The 17,495-nt window shown below is 37.7% G+C and carries 22 protein-coding genes; 14 read left to right on the forward strand and 8 right to left on the reverse strand.

Going from position 1 to position 17,495, the window contains the following annotated elements; translation table 11 throughout:
- Positions 1-95 precede the first annotated feature (95 nt).
- The 3 genes from J576_RS01870 (at position 96) to J576_RS01880 (ending at position 3,752) form a co-directional block, all read left to right on the forward strand.
- Positions 96-479 (forward strand): hypothetical protein, encoded by a 384-nt coding sequence (locus J576_RS01870; protein WP_002049301.1) that lies wholly within the window; start codon positions 96-98, stop codon positions 477-479.
- A gap of 233 nt (positions 480-712) precedes the next feature.
- Entirely contained in the window at positions 713-2,143 is a 1,431-nt protein-coding gene (locus tag J576_RS01875; RefSeq protein WP_025467744.1) for a formylglycine-generating enzyme family protein, read from the forward strand.
- 148 nt (positions 2,144-2,291) lie between these two features.
- Positions 2,292-3,752 (forward strand): aminoacyl-histidine dipeptidase, encoded by a 1,461-nt coding sequence (locus J576_RS01880; RefSeq protein WP_002049363.1) that lies wholly within the window; start codon positions 2,292-2,294, stop codon positions 3,750-3,752.
- Between the two features lie 94 nt (positions 3,753-3,846).
- Here the strand turns inward: J576_RS01880 and J576_RS01885 are convergent, their stop codons facing one another.
- On the reverse strand, positions 3,847-4,803 hold the full coding sequence (locus J576_RS01885; RefSeq protein ID WP_002049170.1) for a ribonuclease Z: 957 nt from the start codon (positions 4,801-4,803) through the stop codon (positions 3,847-3,849).
- 59 nt (positions 4,804-4,862) lie between these two features.
- Here J576_RS01885 and J576_RS20610 point away from each other — a divergent pair, with 59 nt between their 5' ends.
- On the forward strand, positions 4,863-4,943 hold the full coding sequence (locus tag J576_RS20610; protein WP_493302653.1) for a hypothetical protein: 81 nt from the start codon (positions 4,863-4,865) through the stop codon (positions 4,941-4,943).
- Between the two features lie 54 nt (positions 4,944-4,997).
- On the opposite strand, the gene J576_RS01890 is transcribed toward J576_RS20610, so the two are convergent.
- The gene (locus J576_RS01890; RefSeq protein WP_016805219.1) at positions 4,998-5,630 is read right to left on the reverse strand and encodes an alpha/beta hydrolase; all 633 of its coding nucleotides are present in this window, start codon (positions 5,628-5,630) and stop codon (positions 4,998-5,000) included.
- A 125-nt stretch (positions 5,631-5,755) separates the two neighbouring features.
- Here J576_RS01890 and yaaA point away from each other — a divergent pair, with 125 nt between their 5' ends.
- A complete protein-coding gene (yaaA, locus tag J576_RS01895; protein ID WP_002049265.1) occupies positions 5,756-6,535 on the forward strand; it encodes a peroxide stress protein YaaA in 780 nt (259 codons plus the stop codon).
- 217 nt (positions 6,536-6,752) lie between these two features.
- Here yaaA and J576_RS01900 read toward each other — a convergent pair whose 3' ends face one another.
- From J576_RS01900 to J576_RS01920, 5 genes are all read right to left on the reverse strand, one after another.
- The gene (locus tag J576_RS01900; protein ID WP_002049185.1) at positions 6,753-7,538 is read right to left on the reverse strand and encodes a thiazole synthase; all 786 of its coding nucleotides are present in this window, start codon (positions 7,536-7,538) and stop codon (positions 6,753-6,755) included.
- Positions 7,539-7,551: 13 nt separating this feature from the next.
- On the reverse strand, positions 7,552-7,749 hold the full coding sequence (thiS, locus tag J576_RS01905) for a sulfur carrier protein ThiS (protein ID WP_001167820.1): 198 nt from the start codon (positions 7,747-7,749) through the stop codon (positions 7,552-7,554).
- Between the two features lie 13 nt (positions 7,750-7,762).
- Positions 7,763-8,128, reverse strand: coding sequence for a DUF423 domain-containing protein (locus J576_RS01910; RefSeq protein ID WP_002049118.1), 366 nt, complete (start codon positions 8,126-8,128; stop codon positions 7,763-7,765).
- Positions 8,129-8,237: 109 nt separating this feature from the next.
- Entirely contained in the window at positions 8,238-9,104 is an 867-nt protein-coding gene (gene rpoH / locus J576_RS01915; RefSeq protein ID WP_002049311.1) for an RNA polymerase sigma factor RpoH, read from the reverse strand.
- 133 nt (positions 9,105-9,237) lie between these two features.
- Complete coding sequence (locus J576_RS01920) at positions 9,238-9,483, reverse strand: sulfurtransferase TusA family protein (RefSeq protein ID WP_002049159.1); 246 nt, start codon at positions 9,481-9,483, stop codon at positions 9,238-9,240.
- 374 nt (positions 9,484-9,857) lie between these two features.
- Between J576_RS01920 and J576_RS01925 the strand changes: the two genes are divergently transcribed.
- Positions 9,858-10,070, forward strand: a complete 213-nt coding sequence (locus tag J576_RS01925) for a cold-shock protein (RefSeq protein ID WP_000126912.1) — start codon at positions 9,858-9,860, stop codon at positions 10,068-10,070.
- Positions 10,071-10,179: 109 nt separating this feature from the next.
- Positions 10,180-11,331, forward strand: a complete 1,152-nt coding sequence (gene rhlB, locus J576_RS01930; protein WP_002049290.1) for an ATP-dependent RNA helicase RhlB — start codon at positions 10,180-10,182, stop codon at positions 11,329-11,331.
- Between the two features lie 38 nt (positions 11,332-11,369).
- Here the strand turns inward: rhlB and J576_RS01935 are convergent, their stop codons facing one another.
- Positions 11,370-11,750 (reverse strand): putative periplasmic lipoprotein, encoded by a 381-nt coding sequence (locus J576_RS01935; RefSeq protein ID WP_002049100.1) that lies wholly within the window; start codon positions 11,748-11,750, stop codon positions 11,370-11,372.
- Positions 11,751-11,953: 203 nt separating this feature from the next.
- Here J576_RS01935 and J576_RS01940 point away from each other — a divergent pair, with 203 nt between their 5' ends.
- The 7 genes from J576_RS01940 (at position 11,954) to J576_RS01970 (ending at position 17,477) form a co-directional block, all read left to right on the forward strand.
- Positions 11,954-12,529, forward strand: coding sequence for a nitroreductase family protein (locus tag J576_RS01940; protein WP_002049223.1), 576 nt, complete (start codon positions 11,954-11,956; stop codon positions 12,527-12,529).
- Between the two features lie 34 nt (positions 12,530-12,563).
- On the forward strand, positions 12,564-13,637 hold the full coding sequence (locus tag J576_RS01945; protein WP_002049214.1) for an NAD(P)H-dependent glycerol-3-phosphate dehydrogenase: 1,074 nt from the start codon (positions 12,564-12,566) through the stop codon (positions 13,635-13,637).
- 55 nt (positions 13,638-13,692) lie between these two features.
- Positions 13,693-14,148, forward strand: a complete 456-nt coding sequence (locus J576_RS01950; RefSeq protein WP_002049122.1) for a SixA phosphatase family protein — start codon at positions 13,693-13,695, stop codon at positions 14,146-14,148.
- 22 nt (positions 14,149-14,170) lie between these two features.
- Positions 14,171-15,310 (forward strand): type II secretion system protein GspL, encoded by a 1,140-nt coding sequence (gene gspL, locus J576_RS01955; protein ID WP_025467745.1) that lies wholly within the window; start codon positions 14,171-14,173, stop codon positions 15,308-15,310.
- Positions 15,310-15,789 carry a type II secretion system protein GspM gene (gspM, locus tag J576_RS01960; RefSeq protein WP_002049124.1) on the forward strand — a complete coding sequence of 160 codons (480 nt, stop codon included), beginning with the start codon at positions 15,310-15,312 and terminating at the stop codon, positions 15,787-15,789. Before gspL ends, gspM begins: the two co-directional genes overlap by 1 nt.
- 89 nt (positions 15,790-15,878) lie before the next feature.
- The gene (locus tag J576_RS01965; protein ID WP_002049313.1) at positions 15,879-16,883 is read left to right on the forward strand and encodes a quinone-dependent dihydroorotate dehydrogenase; all 1,005 of its coding nucleotides are present in this window, start codon (positions 15,879-15,881) and stop codon (positions 16,881-16,883) included.
- A gap of 6 nt (positions 16,884-16,889) precedes the next feature.
- Positions 16,890-17,477 (forward strand): CvpA family protein, encoded by a 588-nt coding sequence (locus J576_RS01970; RefSeq protein WP_002049156.1) that lies wholly within the window; start codon positions 16,890-16,892, stop codon positions 17,475-17,477.
- Positions 17,478-17,495: the final 18 nt, after the last annotated feature.

Raw genomic sequence — 17,495 nt, forward strand, 5'->3', positions numbered from 1 at the left:
ACAATAGCAACGGCAGCAGCGAGCTAAAGGCTTGGCTGCTGTTTGTTTATTGCTTATGCTAAGTGCAGATAATGATAATAGTGTTAGGACAAAGGATGAAAAAATTACAATTTATTGCCAGTTGCCCAGAACATGGGGTGCTTGATCATCCACCAAATGAATGCCATATCACTCAAGAATATGTAGCGGCCTTATTATTTAAACAATTGGGGCATTATGGTTTCGATGCACAGCATATTGTACATGAGCATGAAAAAGTAGAAGTAAGCATTGATAATCATCTTTTGCCGTTGTCTATTACTTGCCAGAAAACGGACCACGATGGGCATTTAATGTGTGAAATCTCTGCCAATCCAGATGAAGAACAAGACTGGTTTGAGAAAATCGAAACACAAAGCATTATTCGTCAGCTTGCGCAGGCTGTTGAAAATAGTTTGAAAGCCGATCAGAGTTTCTCCGAATTTGTTTGGAAGTCTTGACCAATTAAGCATATTTTGTGAAGAGAGGGTGAACATATTTGTTCACCCTTTTGATTGATTAATATTGATAAGAATTTTTTATTTTTGTAGTGACATTATTTAATAAAAATTAACAAACAAAAAAATAATATTGTTTGAATTTTGATCTAAATTTCTATTAATTTAAAAATACTATTTAACAAACAACTAATCAATTTCCTCTTTTTATTTATATTATTTTACAGAGAATTAACATGAATATAATTTCCAGTAATTATTCAAAAGGCTTTGGTATATTGATTATCTCCTTATTATCAGCTTGTAATAATGATGATAAAGATACAACCATAAATTCGAAGAATCAGAAGTTGTTAGAAGAAACTATTACTTCCTTGGAGAATCTTAAACAAACTTTGGTATGGCAAGAAAATCAATGTGATAGTGTCTATTCTAAAGTTATCGGTGAGGCGACAGTAGCTCAAAAATCAACGGCAGAACTAAGAGCCAGTATCGCGAGTTCAAATAATTTAGGAGTTTTTCTTGATAATCAAATTATTCCCAAACTAGCTCAGCTTACTGATGAGTCGACAGTATTAAGAGCGAGATGTAATGCTCCTGACTATGATGGAACAGGCGTAAGTATTGAGCGGCCTGCTATGCTTAGAGAAATGTTAAGTGAGTGGAAAGGAACAATTAATTTATTAATTCGTCAAATAAATAACCCTCCTAATATGAATCCTGAAATTAAATTAGCGTCATTAACCAACACCAATATTAATCAATTAACGGCAGCAAAATCTAAATTTAAAGATTGTTCAGATAGTTTTTGTCCAGAAATGACAGTTATTCCAGCTGGTAGCTTTTTAATGGGCGGAAATATAAATGAGCAAGAGCAACAAAATGTACCTGCTCAATCTCGGCCATATGAATTACCTCAACATTTAGTACAAGTCGAAAAACCATTCGCAATGTCAACTTATGAAACAACAATTGCTGAGTTTCAGGCTTTCCAAAAGGAAACTGGCTGGGAAGTCGAAGGATGCCGTAATTGGGAAACGCGAAATGGTGTTTTCAATATGTGGTATCGAGATGATTTAAATCCAAATAATTCGGGTATGAATCAGACACCTCAGGATCCTGTTGTATGTGTACGCCGTGAAGATGGAAGAGCATTCGCGAAATGGTTATCTAAAAAAACGGGCCAGACTTACCGTTTACCAACAGAGGTTGAGTGGGAATATGCGGCTCGTGCTGGAACGACAACAGCCTATTATTGGGGAGATGACCTTAATCTTGACCAAGCTTGTAAATATGCAAATGTATTAGATCCAGCAACAGTTGTAGCACTACCACAAACCAGTGGTTGGAGTTTATTTAATTGCACAGATGGTTATCCTTTTACGTCCCCAGTAGGGAAGTTTTTACCAAACAATTTCGGTTTATATGATATGAGTGCCAATGCCCGAGAATGGGTGGATGATTGCTGGCATGCAAATTATGAAAATGCTCCTAGTGTAAATCATCGTTGGGGTGAGGAAAATAATGGGCAGTGTAACTTCCCAGTTTTACGTGGGGGAGCATGGATATATAACACTTATAACGTACGAACTGCCTATCGTAATGCTTATGTAACTTCACAAGCCCGTTCAATCATGTGGGGTTTCCGTTTGGTTCGTGAAATTTAACTTTGATTTTTATATCTAATCTATTCTACATTTAGAGTCATTTTTAATTTATCAGCGTCGATTTTAATAAAGGCTAAAACTGCGCTGATAAATTCTTATCTTTGAATAAACCTAAGTTTATTAAGAATATTTGTGAGAGTATAAATATATGGTGCCATTTGATTTTTCAAACTTATCTCCTCAAATTGTTTGGCAGCATTTTCAAACACTTTGTACGATTCCGCGTCCCTCAAAGCATGAACAACAGCTTCGTGAGTATCTAAAAAACTGGGCCGAAAGTCGAAATTTAGAAACTTACGTAGATGAAATTGGTAATTTAATTATCCGAAAGGATGCAACTACGGGTAAAGAACATGTATCTGGCGTTATTCTTCAAGGCCACTTAGATATGGTCACACAAGCTAACACTGGCACGGTACATGATTTCTTTAAAGACCCGATTTGTCCAGTCCTCGAAGATGGCTGGTTAATTGCCAAAGACACTACTTTAGGTGCTGATAATGGCATTGGGGTGGCTTTGGCTTTAGCTGTTTTAGATTCAAATGATATTGCTCATGGACCAATAGAAGTTCTTTTAACAGTCGATGAAGAAGCAGGTATGAGCGGTGCTCGACTTTTAGAAGCCGGTATATTAAAAGGAAAATGGTTATTTAATATTGATACAGAAGAATGGGGTGAGTTGTATCTAGGGTGTGCTGGTAGTATTGATATTGAGGTAGAGCAGCCGCTTAGCTATGAACCAATTTCTAAAGATTTAAATATTGTGAATATTCAGGTGGCTGGTCTTAAAGGCGGACACTCTGGCATAGATATCCATTTAGGACGCGGCAATGCAAATGTTATTTTGGCTCGTTTTTTAAATCAATATTTAGGCTCACTTGGTGGGCATCTTGTTGAGTTTACAGGTGGTACGGCCCGTAATGCTTTACCGAGAGAAGCTGTAGCGACTATTGCAATTTCATCTAACCAATTGCCTGAATTAGAAAAATTACTCAATGAATATCAAACAGCATGGAAAAAACAGCTACAAGGTGTTGATGACAATCTGCAATTAACAATTCAGCCTAATAGTGCTGAAGTGACTGAAGTGATTGCTCAACAACAGCAAAACGAGTGGTTACAAGCTTTAGCAACAAGTCCTTATGGCGTTGCAAGTATGAGTCAAGCTTTACCAGATGTGGTTGAAACTTCAAATAACATTGGAGTGGTGACACTAAATAGAGAAGGCGGAAAAGCTGTTTTAATGGTTCGCTCAATGGTCAACCAAGAAGCTCAAGATTTTGCAGAAAAAATTCAGGCACATTTTCGTCAATTTAATATCGCCTCTATACTCACACCATTAGTTTCAGGTTGGACACCAAATCCTGACTCAGCGGCACTAAAGTGCTTACAACAAGCCTATCAAAATGCGTTTAATATTGAACCAAATCTAAAAGTAATTCATGCGGGTTTAGAATGTGGGATTATTGCTGAACATTACCCACATTTACAGATGGTTTCGTTTGGGCCTGATATTCAAGGTGCACATGCACCAGGCGAACGAGTAAAAGTAGATACTGTAGAGAAATGCTGGAAGCTACTGGTAACCGCTTTGGCATCTGTAGAGTAATTTTTTAAGAAATAAGAAGCTCAGTTATGAGCTTCTTAAACTTTTACATGGAAATGATGTGTAGTTAATTCGATCTCTCAATAAATATAATTTTTTACTCGATTTTTAAAAGTTGTCCTGTTTCATTTAAAGTAAATTCATCAAAATCATTTGCTAAATAAAAATGACCTTTATAAAACTGGCGAACTTCTTCGGAAATAGCTTGCTGGCCAGATTTATCCTGATGTCTAGGACTAAAATGCGTCAGAATTAAATTACCCAAAGATTGCTGTTCTGCAAATTCAGCCACCATTTTTGCTGAGCTATGCATTGGACCTTTGCCGATTTTATCTAAAACCGTTTGCAAGTATGTTGATTCGTGAATAAGGAGTTGGGCATCTTTGCAAGCGTCGGCTAATAGTTCTGGTTGGTCATTATCACCACCTATAATTGCATGAACTTGTTGATTTTGAATTTTGATAAAGTCTTGAGCTTTTAAAGTTTGTCCCTCAAATTCAATATTGTAGCCACGTTTTAAATGGCCCCACATATCGCCTTGAGGCACGCCTAGCTGTGTGAGAGCTTGGATATCTAACTTCTTCTGAATAGATTTGATATAAATACTAAAAGCAAAACTTGGAACACGATGGCTTAGAGGATGTGCTTGAACAATAAATTCATCAGTGATCTGTTGTGGCTGTATTGCATCATTCACATCAATAAATTGCAGTGAATAGGGCAAGTGTAAGTCTGTGAGTTGGGCCGTGATCTCAAACCATTGCTGAATTTCTTTCGGAGCAATCACGATTAAGGGTTTGCTACGAGCATTCATTCCCGCACTTGCCAATAAACCAACTAGACCATAACAATGATCGCCGTGAACATGTGTAATACAAATGGCAACTAGGTTTTGCAAGGAAAGTTTAGCTTGTTGAATGCGGTGCTGGGTACCTTCGCCGGCATCAACTAAAATCCAGTCCTTATTTTTGCTGTTACGAACCGCTAATCCTGAAACATTACGGGAAAGTGTGGGTACACCTGATGATGTGCCTAAAAAAGTAAAATGAAGCATATTCTTGGAATTTTTTAATCAAATGCGTAATTTATATTATAGACACTTATTAGAATTTTATAAAAATTATAGTAAATGATAGCGACCGAGTAAAAAAATATTTGGCACGTTTTGGGTTAAGTTGGAATAATTTTCAATAAGGACATACTTGAAAATGATGGGCATACTCTTAAGTTATGCCCATCAAATACACTTTATTTCATGATAATAAAGCGTGTAATGATTTGACGAAGCTGTTTTAAATAACCTGTAAAGAAGTGGTTAGCGCCCGGTAAAATCGTAATTGGATGCTTCTGCGGTTTTGCCCATGCAATTGCATCTGAAAGTAAAGTAATATCATCTTGCTCACCATGAATAAGTAGAATATCACCTTGAATTTCAGGGGTTTTATAGTGACGTAATCCCACAACAGTAGCTGTTGGTAAACCACACAAAATTAATTGTACAGGCTGTAATTCAGGGCTAAGCTGCGCATGACATTTTGCCAAAACATGTGAGCCGAAGCTAAAACCGCCTGCATAGAATGGTAAGCCTTCATGAAGCTTACGAACGTGTTCAATCACAGCTAAAATATCTTCGGTTTCGCCATGGCCTTCATCATGAACACCTTCACTGCCACCTAAACCACGGAAACTAGGACGGTAAACAATACAACCATATTCATTAAAGATTTGGGTTAAAAGAGCAGGGACTTTATGTTGAGGAGTTCCACCTTGCAATGGGTGCGGATGGCAAACAACCGCAAAGCCTTTGATTTCACCTTCAGGGCGGTCTACAAAAAGTTCAATTTTACCTACTGGACCCTGAATGAAAATTTGCTCAGACATATAAGAATCGATAAATAACAATACGTATTCCTATTTTACCGATAGTCGTCATTGAAAACACGAGTTAGCATTAAAAAATATCTACTGTTATAGTTGGTATTAAGAATAATTTTTTCAGGTTATCTATGCTTGCTTTAATTTCTCCTGCAAAAACTTTAGATTATGAAACAGCGCTACCTACAGATGAGTTTACTCAGCCGCGCTTATTAGAAAACTCAGCACAATTAATTGATGTTTGCCGCACACTTTCCGCTTCGGAAATTGCGACTTTAATGAGTGTTAGTGAAAAAATTGCCACACTCAATGCAGACCGTTTTAGAGATTGGAATCCCGAATTTAATTTCTCAAATGCTCGCCAAGCAATCTATGCATTTAAAGGTGATGTGTATACTGGTTTAGATGCGTACCATTTAAAAGATAAAGATATTGACTTTGCACAGCAGCATTTGCGTATGCTCTCTGGTCTATATGGTTTATTGCGTCCTTTAGATTTAATGATGCCTTATCGTTTAGAGATGGGTACTAAATTAAAAAATACGCGTGGCCATAATTTGTATGAATTCTGGGGTGATATCATCACTAACCAGATTAATGAAGACTTGGTAGCAATTAAATCTGAGCTGCTGGTAAATCTAGCTTCGGATGAATATTATAAGTCTGTCAATGAAAAGAAAATTAAGGCTGATATTGTGAAGCCTGTTTTCCTTGACCAGAAAAATGGCAAATATAAAGTCATTAGTTTCTATGCTAAAAAAGCACGTGGTTTAATGGCTCGTTTTATTGTTGAAAACCAATTAAATAAAGCCGAGGAACTTAAAGCTTTTAATACTGAAGGTTACTACTTTGATGCTGATAACTCATCGGCAAAAGAGTTGGTATTTAAGCGCGATGAGCAAGTGGCTTAATTAAATTAATAATTTTACGTGATATGCGACCTTTGGTCTCATGTTTAATTTATTAAGCTCTATATTGGCTATGCTTTACTTTTGAAGGGTCAAAAGTAACAAAAACCTTTGTTGAACAGAGGGCACATCCATGTGGCCCCTGTTCAACAGTGGCATCCATGCCACTTGGCACGATAGCTTTTGTTATCGTGCTTTAAAATTTAGGCAAAATTAATGATTACTTAAAGAAATAACCAGTCTCAGGTGAACTAGCATTTGCCATGCGTTTACGTGGCATACGTCCAGCTAAAAATGCTTCACGTCCTGCTTCAATAGCTTTCTTCATTGCAGAAGCCATTAAAATAGGATTTTGCGCAGCAGCAATTGCTGTATTCATCAGCACGCCATCACAACCAAGTTCCATCGCAATAGCTGCATCACTTGCTGTACCAACACCTGCATCTACTAAAACTGGTACTTTCGCATTTTCTTTAATAATTGAAATGGTGTGAGGGTTTAAAATACCTAAACCTGAACCAATCAAACTACCTAAAGGCATAATTGCAACACAGCCCATACTTTCAAGTTCTTGTGCAATGATTGGATCATCAGAGGTGTAGACCATAATCTCAAAACCGTCATCAATTAAAGTACGAGCGGCTTTTAAAGTCTCGGTTACATTTGGATATAAGGTTTTTTCATCACCCAACACTTCAAGCTTTACTAGGTTATGACCATCGAGTAACTCACGCGCCAACATACATGTACGTACTGCGCTGTCAGCATCAAAACAACCTGCGGTATTTGGCAAGATAGTATATTTTTCTGGTGGAATAACTGAAAGTAAATTCGGTTGATCTGGATTTTGTCCAATATTCACGCGGCGGATTGCGACAGTTACGATTTCAGCACCACTGGCTTGAATAGCTAAATCCGTTTCATTTAAGTCTTTATATTTCCCTGTTCCTACCAATAAACGAGATTGAAAAGAACGTGAACCAATAATGAGAGGGGTGTCTTGCATGGATAACTCCGACTTAGCCGCCGCCAACAGCGTGAATAATTTCGATACGGTCATGTTGAGCAATCGTAATTTGCTCTAATTTGCTTTTAGGTACGATTTGCTGATTGTGTTCAACAGCAAAACGTTTTCCTTCAAGTGCCAACTCCTGAATGAGTTGCAAAAGGTTTTGGCTAGGCGTGTCCGTTAATTCGCCATTTAAATAAATTTGCATGATCACATTCCGATTATTTTGCGTATTTGAAAGCATTCCAAGCCAAAACTAGCCATCCAGCAATCATTAAGGCTCCACCGATTGGCGTAATTGCACCTAATATGCGTGGTAAACCTAATGCCATGATATAAAGCGAACCACAAAAGAACAGAATGCCAATCTGAATAAGCAAGAAAGATAACTTGATTGGGAAATGGGGAAGAACCTTACTTAGAATACCAAGGGCTAATAGCCCAAGTGCATGATAAAAAAAGTAGTCGGTTGCAGTCTGCCACCAAGCAATTTGTTCAGGGCTCGCGTGAGCTTTAAGACCATGTGCTCCAAAAGCACCCAACATGACTGCAAAAGCAAGATTAAGGGCTGAAATGGCAATCCACATAACAAAAAACGCAACTGAATAATGAAAGGCAACGTTACCATAGAATAGGTTGGCTAAACATAGCCAGATAAAACAAAAGGGCTGGCCGCCCTCTTATTTTTTATTTACTTTAGCTTGCTGACATAGCGACTTTAATTTTTTCCATCGCATTTTTTTCAAGCTGACGAATACGTTCTGCTGATACATTATATTCAGCAGCAAGCTCATGTAGGGTAGATTTATCGTCATCTAACCAACGGCGCTGCAAAATATTACGCGAACGATCATCTAACTGGTCCATTGCATCATGTAAAGCAGATGTACTTTGCTCTTCCCAGTCTTCATTTTCAACTAAACGAGCAGGGTCGTAACGGTTATCTTCAAGATACAACGCAGGTGCTGTATGTGGAGTATCGTCGTCATCATCGCCTTGCGCTTCAAAAGCAGCATCATAAGCAGTTAAACGACCTTCCATTTCCAAAACTTGTTCTGGAGTTACATTTAAGTCGTTAGCAATAGATTGGGCTTCTTCGAGTGTTAATTTTTTACTCGATTTTTTCAAACTACGTAAGTTGAAGAAAAGTTTACGTTGAGCTTTAGTTGTTGCAATTTTTACAATACGCCAGTTACGAATAACGTATTCATGAATCTCTGCCTTAATCCAGTGGACGGCAAAAGATACGAGACGTACGCCCATGTTTGGGTCAAAACGTTTTACGGCTTTCATTAAGCCTAAGTTACCTTCTTGAATAAGGTCGCCTTGAGGGAGGCCATAACCTGCATAGCTGCGCGCAATATGAACGACAAAACGTAAATGCGACATTACCAGCATTTTTGCGGCATCAAGATCTTGGTCATAATAATAACGTTCAGCAAGTTCTTTTTCTTGCTCGGCCGTTAAAATAGGAATCTGATTGACAGTACTGATATATGCACCAAGGTTTACACCGGGCGCAGACAATGACAGGGGCATCAATTGATTGCTGCTGTCACTCATGAGTTCTCCTTATAGGATAGGATGGATTAACCAATAAATTCATCTTAATTTGAATTGGCTTCATAATTAAGGAAAATTGGGTAGAAAAATGTAAAATTTTATGCAGTTTCTAATCTTAGATTTTAACAAAGAATCATTGAGTTTCAATTAAATAGTGAAATTCTCTTTCTGAAATCTGCATGGTTTGACACATAAAATGATGTAAAGTGCAGTAACGCGTTACATCAATTTCACTATGCGGGTCAGATGATTTCAATAAAAATAGCTGCTTTCCTGATACTTTCTTAAGTTCACGTTTTAACATTAATAAAGGCATTGGACATGGTTGACCAAGGGCATTAATTTCAATAGGTGCTATAGCAGAAGAAGTAGTGCTCATTCATTTTAAAAACAACTAAAAAAAATATTTTAACAAATTTTTTTACGAACTCTAGGTGTTTTATAAAAATTAAGAGCTAAAGGAATACATAAAAATTATTGTAATAAACTGTTTAAAAAAAGAGCTAAAAATAGGGGAAATATTTGAAAAAAATTCTATTAATTGTCATAAACCCGTGTTAAGCTCGAACCGTTTTAGGAATTACCACACAGTTAAATTGTTTTAATAACCTATAACAAATGGATGTAACCGGAAATTGTTGATAGTTTTACAGAATGATTACAAGCTTTAAGATTATAAAAATTTTAAAACCTTGTTTGCTCTGCTGTTTGCAACACCGGAAGGTCCTTTTTTCATCATCTGAGGATTGACTTATGACAGCTCGTGAACAAGGCGTAGTAAAGTGGTTTAATGACACTAAAGGCTTTGGTTTTATTCAACGTAACGGCGGCGACGATGTATTCGTTCACTTCCGTGCAATCGTAGGTGACGGTCACCGTTCTCTACGTGACGGTCAACGTGTAGAATTTAGCGTTGTACAAGGTCAAAAAGGTTTTCAAGCTGAAAACGTTCAGCCTTTAGACTAAGACTAATTCATCTTTTTGATGAATCATGGACGCTCCAATTTTTGAATTGGGGCGTTTTTGTTTATAATGATCTTCTCATTCGAGAGATTGTTTGTTAGAGCGCGTATTTATGACATCTGGTTTTGAAACCTTGAATTTACATCCGCAACTTAAAAAGGCGATTGATGCTTTAGGGTTTACTCAAATGACCCCAATTCAGCAAAAGGTTTTAAAATATACATTAGCCGGGCACGATGCAATTGGGCGAGCACAGACAGGAACAGGTAAGACAGCTGCCTTTCTGATTAGTGTAATTAATGATTTACTCAATAATCCGGTTAAAGAACAACGTTTCCGTGGCGAACCTCGTGCTTTAATCTTGGCGCCTACTCGTGAGTTGGCCTTGCAAATTGAAAGCGATGCAAAGTTTCTCACAAAATTCTCTAATTTACATTTAGTGACCCTATTGGGTGGTGTTGATTTTGATAAGCAGAAGAAGCAACTTGATGCTAATTTTGTCGATATCATGGTTGCTACACCAGGACGTTTAATCGATTTTGTAGAACAAAAAGAAGTCTGGCTCGATCAAATTGAATTTTTGGTGATTGATGAAGCTGACCGATTATTAGATATGGGCTTTATTCCTTCGGTAAAACGTATTGTTCGTTATTCACCACGTAAGGAACAACGTCAAACCCTGATGTTCTCGGCGACTTTTAGTTACGACGTCTTAAATTTAGCAAGACAGTGGTTGTTTGAGCCTGTAACAGTTGAAATTGAGCCTGAACAAAAGACCAATAACGATGTAGAACAACGTGTTTATGTTGTAGCTAAACAAGATAAATATCGTCTTTTACAAGATATTTTACGCGAAGAACCAATTGATAAAGTCATGATCTTTGCCAACCGCCGTGATCAAGTGCGCCGTCTTTATGACCATTTGAAAAAAGATGGATATAAAGTAGGAATGCTATCTGGTGAGATTGCTCAAGATAAACGTTTGAAAATGCTAGAGCAGTTTAAGCAAGGGAAGCATAACATCATGATTGCAACGGATGTTGCAGGTCGTGGTATTCATGTAGATGGCGTGTCGCATGTTATCAACTTCACTTTACCTGAGCAGTCTGATGACTATGTTCACCGTATTGGGCGTACAGGTCGTGCAGGTGCACAAGGTGTAAGTATTAGTTTCTTGTCTGAAGATGATGCTTTCTATTTACCAGAAATTGAAAAAGCAATTGGTAAAAAACTACCACTTACCCGATTAGAGGGGTATTGCTAATAAAAAAATCCCAATCAATTGATTGGGATTTTTTTCAATTAATTAATTTTACAATAGAAGGTAAGAGTGGTTTGATAGTCGTCATCTTTTGCTAAAGATGCATTTTTACCAGTTAAAGTACCAATAACACCTGCAGCGGCTTCTACCATTTGACCCGTCTTTTCACTTACTACATCTTTTAATACACCATGATAAGTGGTTTTTTCATCAACAATAACAGGAGTTGTATTCTTAGAGCACGTTTTTTGTGCGGCAGTAACTGCATTATTCTTTGCAATTAAATTAGTTTTGCCAATACCAGTCACTTCAAATTGATTATTTTCTTTTTGAATTGCTAAAGTATTTTTAGGAGTGGTAGCACAAGCACCAAGTAATAAAACAACGCCGCTCATTGCGCTCGCTAAAATTATTTTTTTCATGATTCACCTAAGTTAATCGCTAAAAGACATAGCTATTTGAACATAAGTTTTCTATTTGATTTTGAATACGTTGTATGAGTTTTGAAGTTTTGTATTAAAAAATGTCAAACTATAAGTTCACTAAGTTTATAGGCTAGATTCCATGGTGGATTAACGGTAGATTATGCTAATCTATTTCGAATTTTTGAGTTAGATCAATATTAATGACGGATTCAGTAATACAAATAATTCACCAAAATATTCATCAGCGTCAGTCTATTGGCCAATTAATTGAGCCAGCTCCAAACTCAGATCAATTAGAGTTGGCTTTTCAGGCTGCTTTAACTGCTCCAGATCATCATAGGCTTAAGCCAACACGCTTTGTCGTTATTTCTGGTGAACAACGTGCTGCTTTTGGTGAGGTTTTAGCAAAAGCATTGGTAGATTTAGGAGAATCTGACCCCGCTCAGCTGGAACGTGTTAAGCAACATCCTTTTCGCGCTCCGCTACTGATTTTAGCTCTTACACAGTTACAAGATCATCCAAAAGTGCCACATTTTGAGCAAATCTTAAGTACTGGTGCGGCAGTACAAAATCTTTTGTTGTCTTTGCAAGCTCAGGGGTTTTCAACTATGTGGCGTAGTGGTGCTGTTGTTGAATCAACTTGGTTAAAACAGCATTTAGGTCTGCAACCGCATGATTTAATTTCAGGTATTATTTACGTTGGCACAGCAGCTAAAGCAATTGCACCGCGTGCAGATATTGAAAGTAAAGAATTCGTAAAAGTTTGGCAGGCTTAAGCGTCTGTAAAAGTAAGAAATAGGATAATAAAGCATGGCTGAATTTAAGTTTACAGATTTGGTGGAACCTGTTGCGGTCGATAAAAAAACGGCACTACGTATTACCGTTTTAGGGGGCGGTAGCTTTGGTACAGCCATGGCGAATTTAGCTGCTCGTAATGGCTGCGATACCATGATCTGGATTCGTGATGCTGAAACAGCAGAAGAAATTAATAAAACCCATATTAATAAACGTTATTTACCAGACTTTACTTTAGAATCTTCACTACGTGCTGTGTCTGATCTTGAGCAAGCGGTATGTGACCGAGATATTATTTTAGTTGCAATTCCTAGCCATTCTTTCCGCGATGTCTTAAAACAAATTGCTCCTTATATTACTGCACAAGCAGTTGTATCTTTAACCAAAGGTGTTGAAGCTAAAACATTTAGTTTTATGAGCGATATTATTCGTGAAGAACTACCAGAAGTTCCCTATGGTGTATTGTCAGGTCCAAACCTTGCCAAAGAAATTATGGCAGGGATGCCATCTGGTACAGTGATTGCTAGTGATTCTGAACTCGTCCGTTATGCCGTGCAGCATGCGCTTCATAGTGCGTTATTCCGTGTTTTTGGTAGCGATGATGTGCATGGAGTTGAGTTGGGCGGTGCACTTAAGAATATTTATGCAGTCGCGATGGGAATTGGGGCTGCATATAAAATTGGTGAAAATACCAAAAGTATGATTTTAACGCGTGCTTTGGCTGAAATGAGCCGTTTCGCGGTAAAGCAGGGCGCAAACCCGCTTACATTTTTAGGTTTATCTGGTGTGGGTGATTTATTTGCGACATGTAATAGTCCATTGAGCCGTAATTATCAAATCGGATATGCATTAGGTTCTGGCAAGACACTTGATCAAGCAAGTAAAGAATTGGGGCAAACTGCTGAAGGTATTAATACAATTGTCCAAGTGCGTGGTAAAGCACAAGAACTAGATGTATATATGCCAATTACCAATGCTTTATATGAAGTCATTTTTGAAGGTGCTCCACCATTAAATATTGCACTTTCTCTTATGAAAAATGGTCATCGTAGTGATGTGGAGTTTGTTTTACCTCATCATGAAGTCTGACGAATAAATGTCATAAATTGTGGTTATAATGCAGAATTATTAACAAGGAAATTTTATGCAACTGACATTAGTTCGTCATGGGGAAGCTGCTCCACCAGTTAATGGTAATGATATTAAACGTCCCCTTACTGCGCGTGGACATGCACAGGCTGAGCAAACAGCAACATTTTTAAAAGACATTGTAAAACCGGATATTTTTGTTGTTAGTCCTTTGTTGCGTGCTCAGGAAACTTTGGCACATATCCAGACTTATTTTAAAGATGTGCCAGTGCTGTTATGCGATAAGATTAAGCCAGATGATGATGCAAAAGAAGCAGTTGAATGGTTGTCTCAAATTCCTTATGAGTCGATTGTAGTGGTTTGCCATATGAATGTAATAGGTCATATTGCAGAGTTACTTACTCATGAAAATTTCAATCCATTTGCGCTTGCTGAAGCTAGAATTTATGATCAAGCTGTTATTGCAAATGGTTTATCAACACAAAAAAATAGTTTTATACCCACAATATAATTAAAAAGGTTATTTCGCCAACATGCTGTATATATGGATGCCTGAAACCAATGGAATATGGCATTGGTCTAACGGAGAGAGCTGGTTGCAGGCTGCGAGTCTCGATCAATTAATACAAGACTTGCAAATACATCAAGGAAAAGAAGCTACGGTTTTTTTTCCGAGTCGTCATGCACAAATGCTTCAGCAAACTATGGCGAAGTCCCACTACAAACAACTGGGGGCTGATGGGGTTAAATATCTACTTGAAGAGTTTGTGACTTTACCGATTGATCATATGAAAGTGGTTCACCATTTTCATGCCGATCAGTTAACTGTCTTGGGTGTCACTCAAGGGATGGTCGAGACATGGCAACATTCTTTGGCTTTGTTGCCAACCAAACTTGTTTCCTTGCTACCAGATTTTCTAATATTGCCAGAGCCGCAAACCGAGCAAGTTATTCTGTGTAATATTAATCACCAACTTTTGGTGCGTGAAAATAAATGGTTGGGTAATTCAATTGATGATTTGGGGCTTTTTTTAGAATTTCAGTCAGCTGAAAAACATTATCAATATAGTGGTTTAACACCAGAGCAACTAGAAAGTTTAGAAGCAGCTTCAAGTACAGAACAACGTTCTGAGTTCGTTTATCAATTTCAGCCATTAGATAAAACTAAGCAGCATCCTTTTAATGTTTTACCAAAATCAAAAGGTCAGGAGCGTACTTTTTCTGGTTATTGGAAGGCATGTGCTGCCGTTATTTTAGCAATTATTGTAGTTCAGTTTAGCTATGATCTATTGCGTTGGGTCAAATTGAAAAAAGTAGCAAATCTAACTGCTGACCAAACAATTGAACAATATAAATACTGGTTTGGACCATCTAGTCGTGTGACTGAACAAAATATTAAAGGTCAATTTGAAAGTCATTTAAGAATGAGTCAACAAGGTGACACACAAGCACTTTCTTTGTTAAGCCGTGTTGGACCTATTTTAATGCAAAGACAGATTTTGGCTCAGCAACTTAATTATGATGCTTCAATTTTAACGATGGCATTAAAAGCAAAATCGGCAGATGATTTACAAGCTTTGACACAACAATTAAATCAGCAAGGATTTAAAGCTGAGCTAGGTAATGTCCAAGCAAATGGTGGTGGGGCAATTGGGGTGGTGAAAATACAATAATGAAAATGTTAGCTCAATTGCAGAATCGTTTTGATCATTGGATTGAACAAGTTGTTCAATACCTAGATCGTTTAACTGTCCGTGAACGCGTTATGGTGGTCTTTACTACAGTTTTTGTGGTAGTGGCTATTGTTGGATCTTCACTTTGGAAAATGCATGCCTTGGCAGAACAACAGCAAAAACGCTTAAATGATTTAAAAGATCTGATGGTGTGGATGCAAAGTAATGCAGTTACTATGAAGCCTGCAAATGAGCTTGAACTTGATAAGTCTGGAAAAATACAAAGGGTGGCTCAACAGCAAGGTTTAACCGTGACTTCTCAGCAAAATGGAGAGCAGTTACAAATTGTTGTAACGCATCAGAATTATGCAATTTTAGCTAACTTTTTAACACAACTTGCACAGATGGGTCTTAGTATTCAGAAGATGGAAATGGTTTCAAGCGAAGGTCAGATTAAATTAACAGCGACAGTTCAATAACATATCAAAATATGCTTATGTCAAGCATGGTGTTTTGTGCTGCCTGTGCCTATAATATGCGTACCTAAAATCAGTAGACTGTGATTGGTATGTTATATTCACTTGCTCGCCCGATGTTGTTTAGTTTAGCACCAGAGCGTGCCCATGAATTAACATTATCCATGCTTGATAAAGCGCATAAGCTAGGCATGATGCGTCAGGCCGTAGAAGCAAAACCTACTACATGTATGGGAATCGAGTTTCCTAATCCGGTAGGTTTGGCAGCAGGTCTAGATAAAAATGGTGCTCATATTGATGCATTAGCCGGATTAGGTTTCGGTTTCATTGAAATTGGTACAATTACACCTCGTCCGCAATCGGGTAATCCGAAACCACGTTTATTTCGTATTCCTGAAGCTAAAGCCATTATTAACCGTATGGGTTTTAATAATGATGGTGTTGATAAACTTATTGAAAATGTCAAAGCTTCAAAGTTTAGAGGCATTTTAGGAATCAATATTGGTAAAAATGCTGATACGCCTGTCGAAAAAGCAGTTGATGATTACTTAATTTGTCTTGAGAAAGTTTATAACTACGCTTCATATATTACCGTCAATATTTCATCACCGAATACTAAAAACTTACGTAGTTTACAAAGTGGTGATGCGTTAACTGAATTACTGCAAACCTTAAAAGCGCGTCAACTTGAGTTGGCTGAGCAATATAACCATTATATTCCTCTAGTACTTAAAGTTGCTCCGGATTTAACAGCTGAAGATGTTGAGTTTATCTCTGCTCAATTATTAGATTTTAAAATTGATGGTCTTATTGTGACCAATACCACTTTGTCGAGAGAAGGGGTGGAAAACCTGCCTTACGGTAATGAGTCAGGCGGTTTGTCAGGTGCGCCTGTATTTGAAAAAAGTACAGAATGTTTACGTTTATTTGCTCAATCATTGAAAGGACAAATTCCTTTAATCGGTGTCGGTGGTATTTTGTCTGGTGAGCAAGCTTTAGCAAAACAACAAGCTGGAGCAACACTTGTTCAAATTTATAGTGGTCTAATCTATACGGGACCAATGCTTGTAAAGCAATGTGTTGAAGCTATGACCTAATTGAACATGAACACTATTGATATCATCATTCTAATACTTTTGCTCATTGGGGGGCTAAACGGTTTGCGACAAGGATTTATAAAAGCCTTTGCGAACTTGGTAGGATGGATTTTTGCATTAATTATGGGTGCAAAATATGCTGTTCTTCTAGCTCCGTCAATGTCGGGTTTAAGTCAGGATCCGGTGGTTCAAAAGATTGCAGCTTTTGCATTTATTGCACTCATTATTATTGTTTTAACTTGGATCGTCACCGCATTTTTAAATGGCCTCTTGAAAAGTTTAAAATTGGGGCCATTGAATCGTTTAGCAGGTGGTGCTTTTGGTTCGTTGAAGGGTTTATTGGTTGTTCTTATTACTATGCAAGGTGTTGGTCCTTGGGTAGAAAGTTCACCTCATTGGAAGCAATCCAAATTTATCCAGTTTTTATTGCCTTACGCACCTTTAGCCACGGAGCTTTCTAAAGGGGCAGCAAGTGAGGCTTTTCATCAGATAACATCTGGAGGCGGTGTATCTCGCACTTCTCCAAAACCAATGGACGAGTCGGAAGAACCAGAAATCCGGCCCGACCATTCAACAAAGAATCCTTTTTATTAATTCCTAGCTTGTCTGCGA

It is taken from the genome of Acinetobacter sp. 766875 (genome assembly GCF_000582055.1).
Lineage (GTDB): Bacteria > Pseudomonadota > Gammaproteobacteria > Pseudomonadales > Moraxellaceae > Acinetobacter > Acinetobacter nosocomialis.

Coding starts and splice junctions, on each gene's coding strand:
- J576_RS01870 (WP_002049301.1), top strand. CDS start 96: ATGAAAAAATTACAATTTATTGCCAGTTGCCCAGAACATGGGGTGCTT.
- J576_RS01875 (WP_025467744.1), top strand. CDS start 713: ATGAATATAATTTCCAGTAATTATTCAAAAGGCTTTGGTATATTGATT.
- J576_RS01880 (WP_002049363.1), top strand. CDS start 2,292: ATGGTGCCATTTGATTTTTCAAACTTATCTCCTCAAATTGTTTGGCAG.
- J576_RS01885 (WP_002049170.1), bottom strand. CDS start 4,803: ATGCTTCATTTTACTTTTTTAGGCACATCATCAGGTGTACCCACACTT.
- J576_RS01890 (WP_016805219.1), bottom strand. CDS start 5,630: ATGTCTGAGCAAATTTTCATTCAGGGTCCAGTAGGTAAAATTGAACTT.
- yaaA (WP_002049265.1), top strand. CDS start 5,756: ATGCTTGCTTTAATTTCTCCTGCAAAAACTTTAGATTATGAAACAGCG.
- J576_RS01900 (WP_002049185.1), bottom strand. CDS start 7,538: ATGCAAGACACCCCTCTCATTATTGGTTCACGTTCTTTTCAATCTCGT.
- thiS (WP_001167820.1), bottom strand. CDS start 7,749: ATGCAAATTTATTTAAATGGCGAATTAACGGACACGCCTAGCCAAAAC.
- J576_RS01910 (WP_002049118.1), bottom strand. CDS start 8,128: ATGTGGATTGCCATTTCAGCCCTTAATCTTGCTTTTGCAGTCATGTTG.
- rpoH (WP_002049311.1), bottom strand. CDS start 9,104: ATGAGTGACAGCAGCAATCAATTGATGCCCCTGTCATTGTCTGCGCCC.
- J576_RS01920 (WP_002049159.1), bottom strand. CDS start 9,483: ATGAGCACTACTTCTTCTGCTATAGCACCTATTGAAATTAATGCCCTT.
- J576_RS01925 (WP_000126912.1), top strand. CDS start 9,858: ATGACAGCTCGTGAACAAGGCGTAGTAAAGTGGTTTAATGACACTAAA.
- rhlB (WP_002049290.1), top strand. CDS start 10,180: ATGACATCTGGTTTTGAAACCTTGAATTTACATCCGCAACTTAAAAAG.
- J576_RS01935 (WP_002049100.1), bottom strand. CDS start 11,750: ATGAAAAAAATAATTTTAGCGAGCGCAATGAGCGGCGTTGTTTTATTA.
- J576_RS01940 (WP_002049223.1), top strand. CDS start 11,954: ATGACGGATTCAGTAATACAAATAATTCACCAAAATATTCATCAGCGT.
- J576_RS01945 (WP_002049214.1), top strand. CDS start 12,564: ATGGCTGAATTTAAGTTTACAGATTTGGTGGAACCTGTTGCGGTCGAT.
- J576_RS01950 (WP_002049122.1), top strand. CDS start 13,693: ATGCAACTGACATTAGTTCGTCATGGGGAAGCTGCTCCACCAGTTAAT.
- gspL (WP_025467745.1), top strand. CDS start 14,171: ATGCTGTATATATGGATGCCTGAAACCAATGGAATATGGCATTGGTCT.
- gspM (WP_002049124.1), top strand. CDS start 15,310: ATGAAAATGTTAGCTCAATTGCAGAATCGTTTTGATCATTGGATTGAA.
- J576_RS01965 (WP_002049313.1), top strand. CDS start 15,879: ATGTTATATTCACTTGCTCGCCCGATGTTGTTTAGTTTAGCACCAGAG.
- J576_RS01970 (WP_002049156.1), top strand. CDS start 16,890: ATGAACACTATTGATATCATCATTCTAATACTTTTGCTCATTGGGGGG.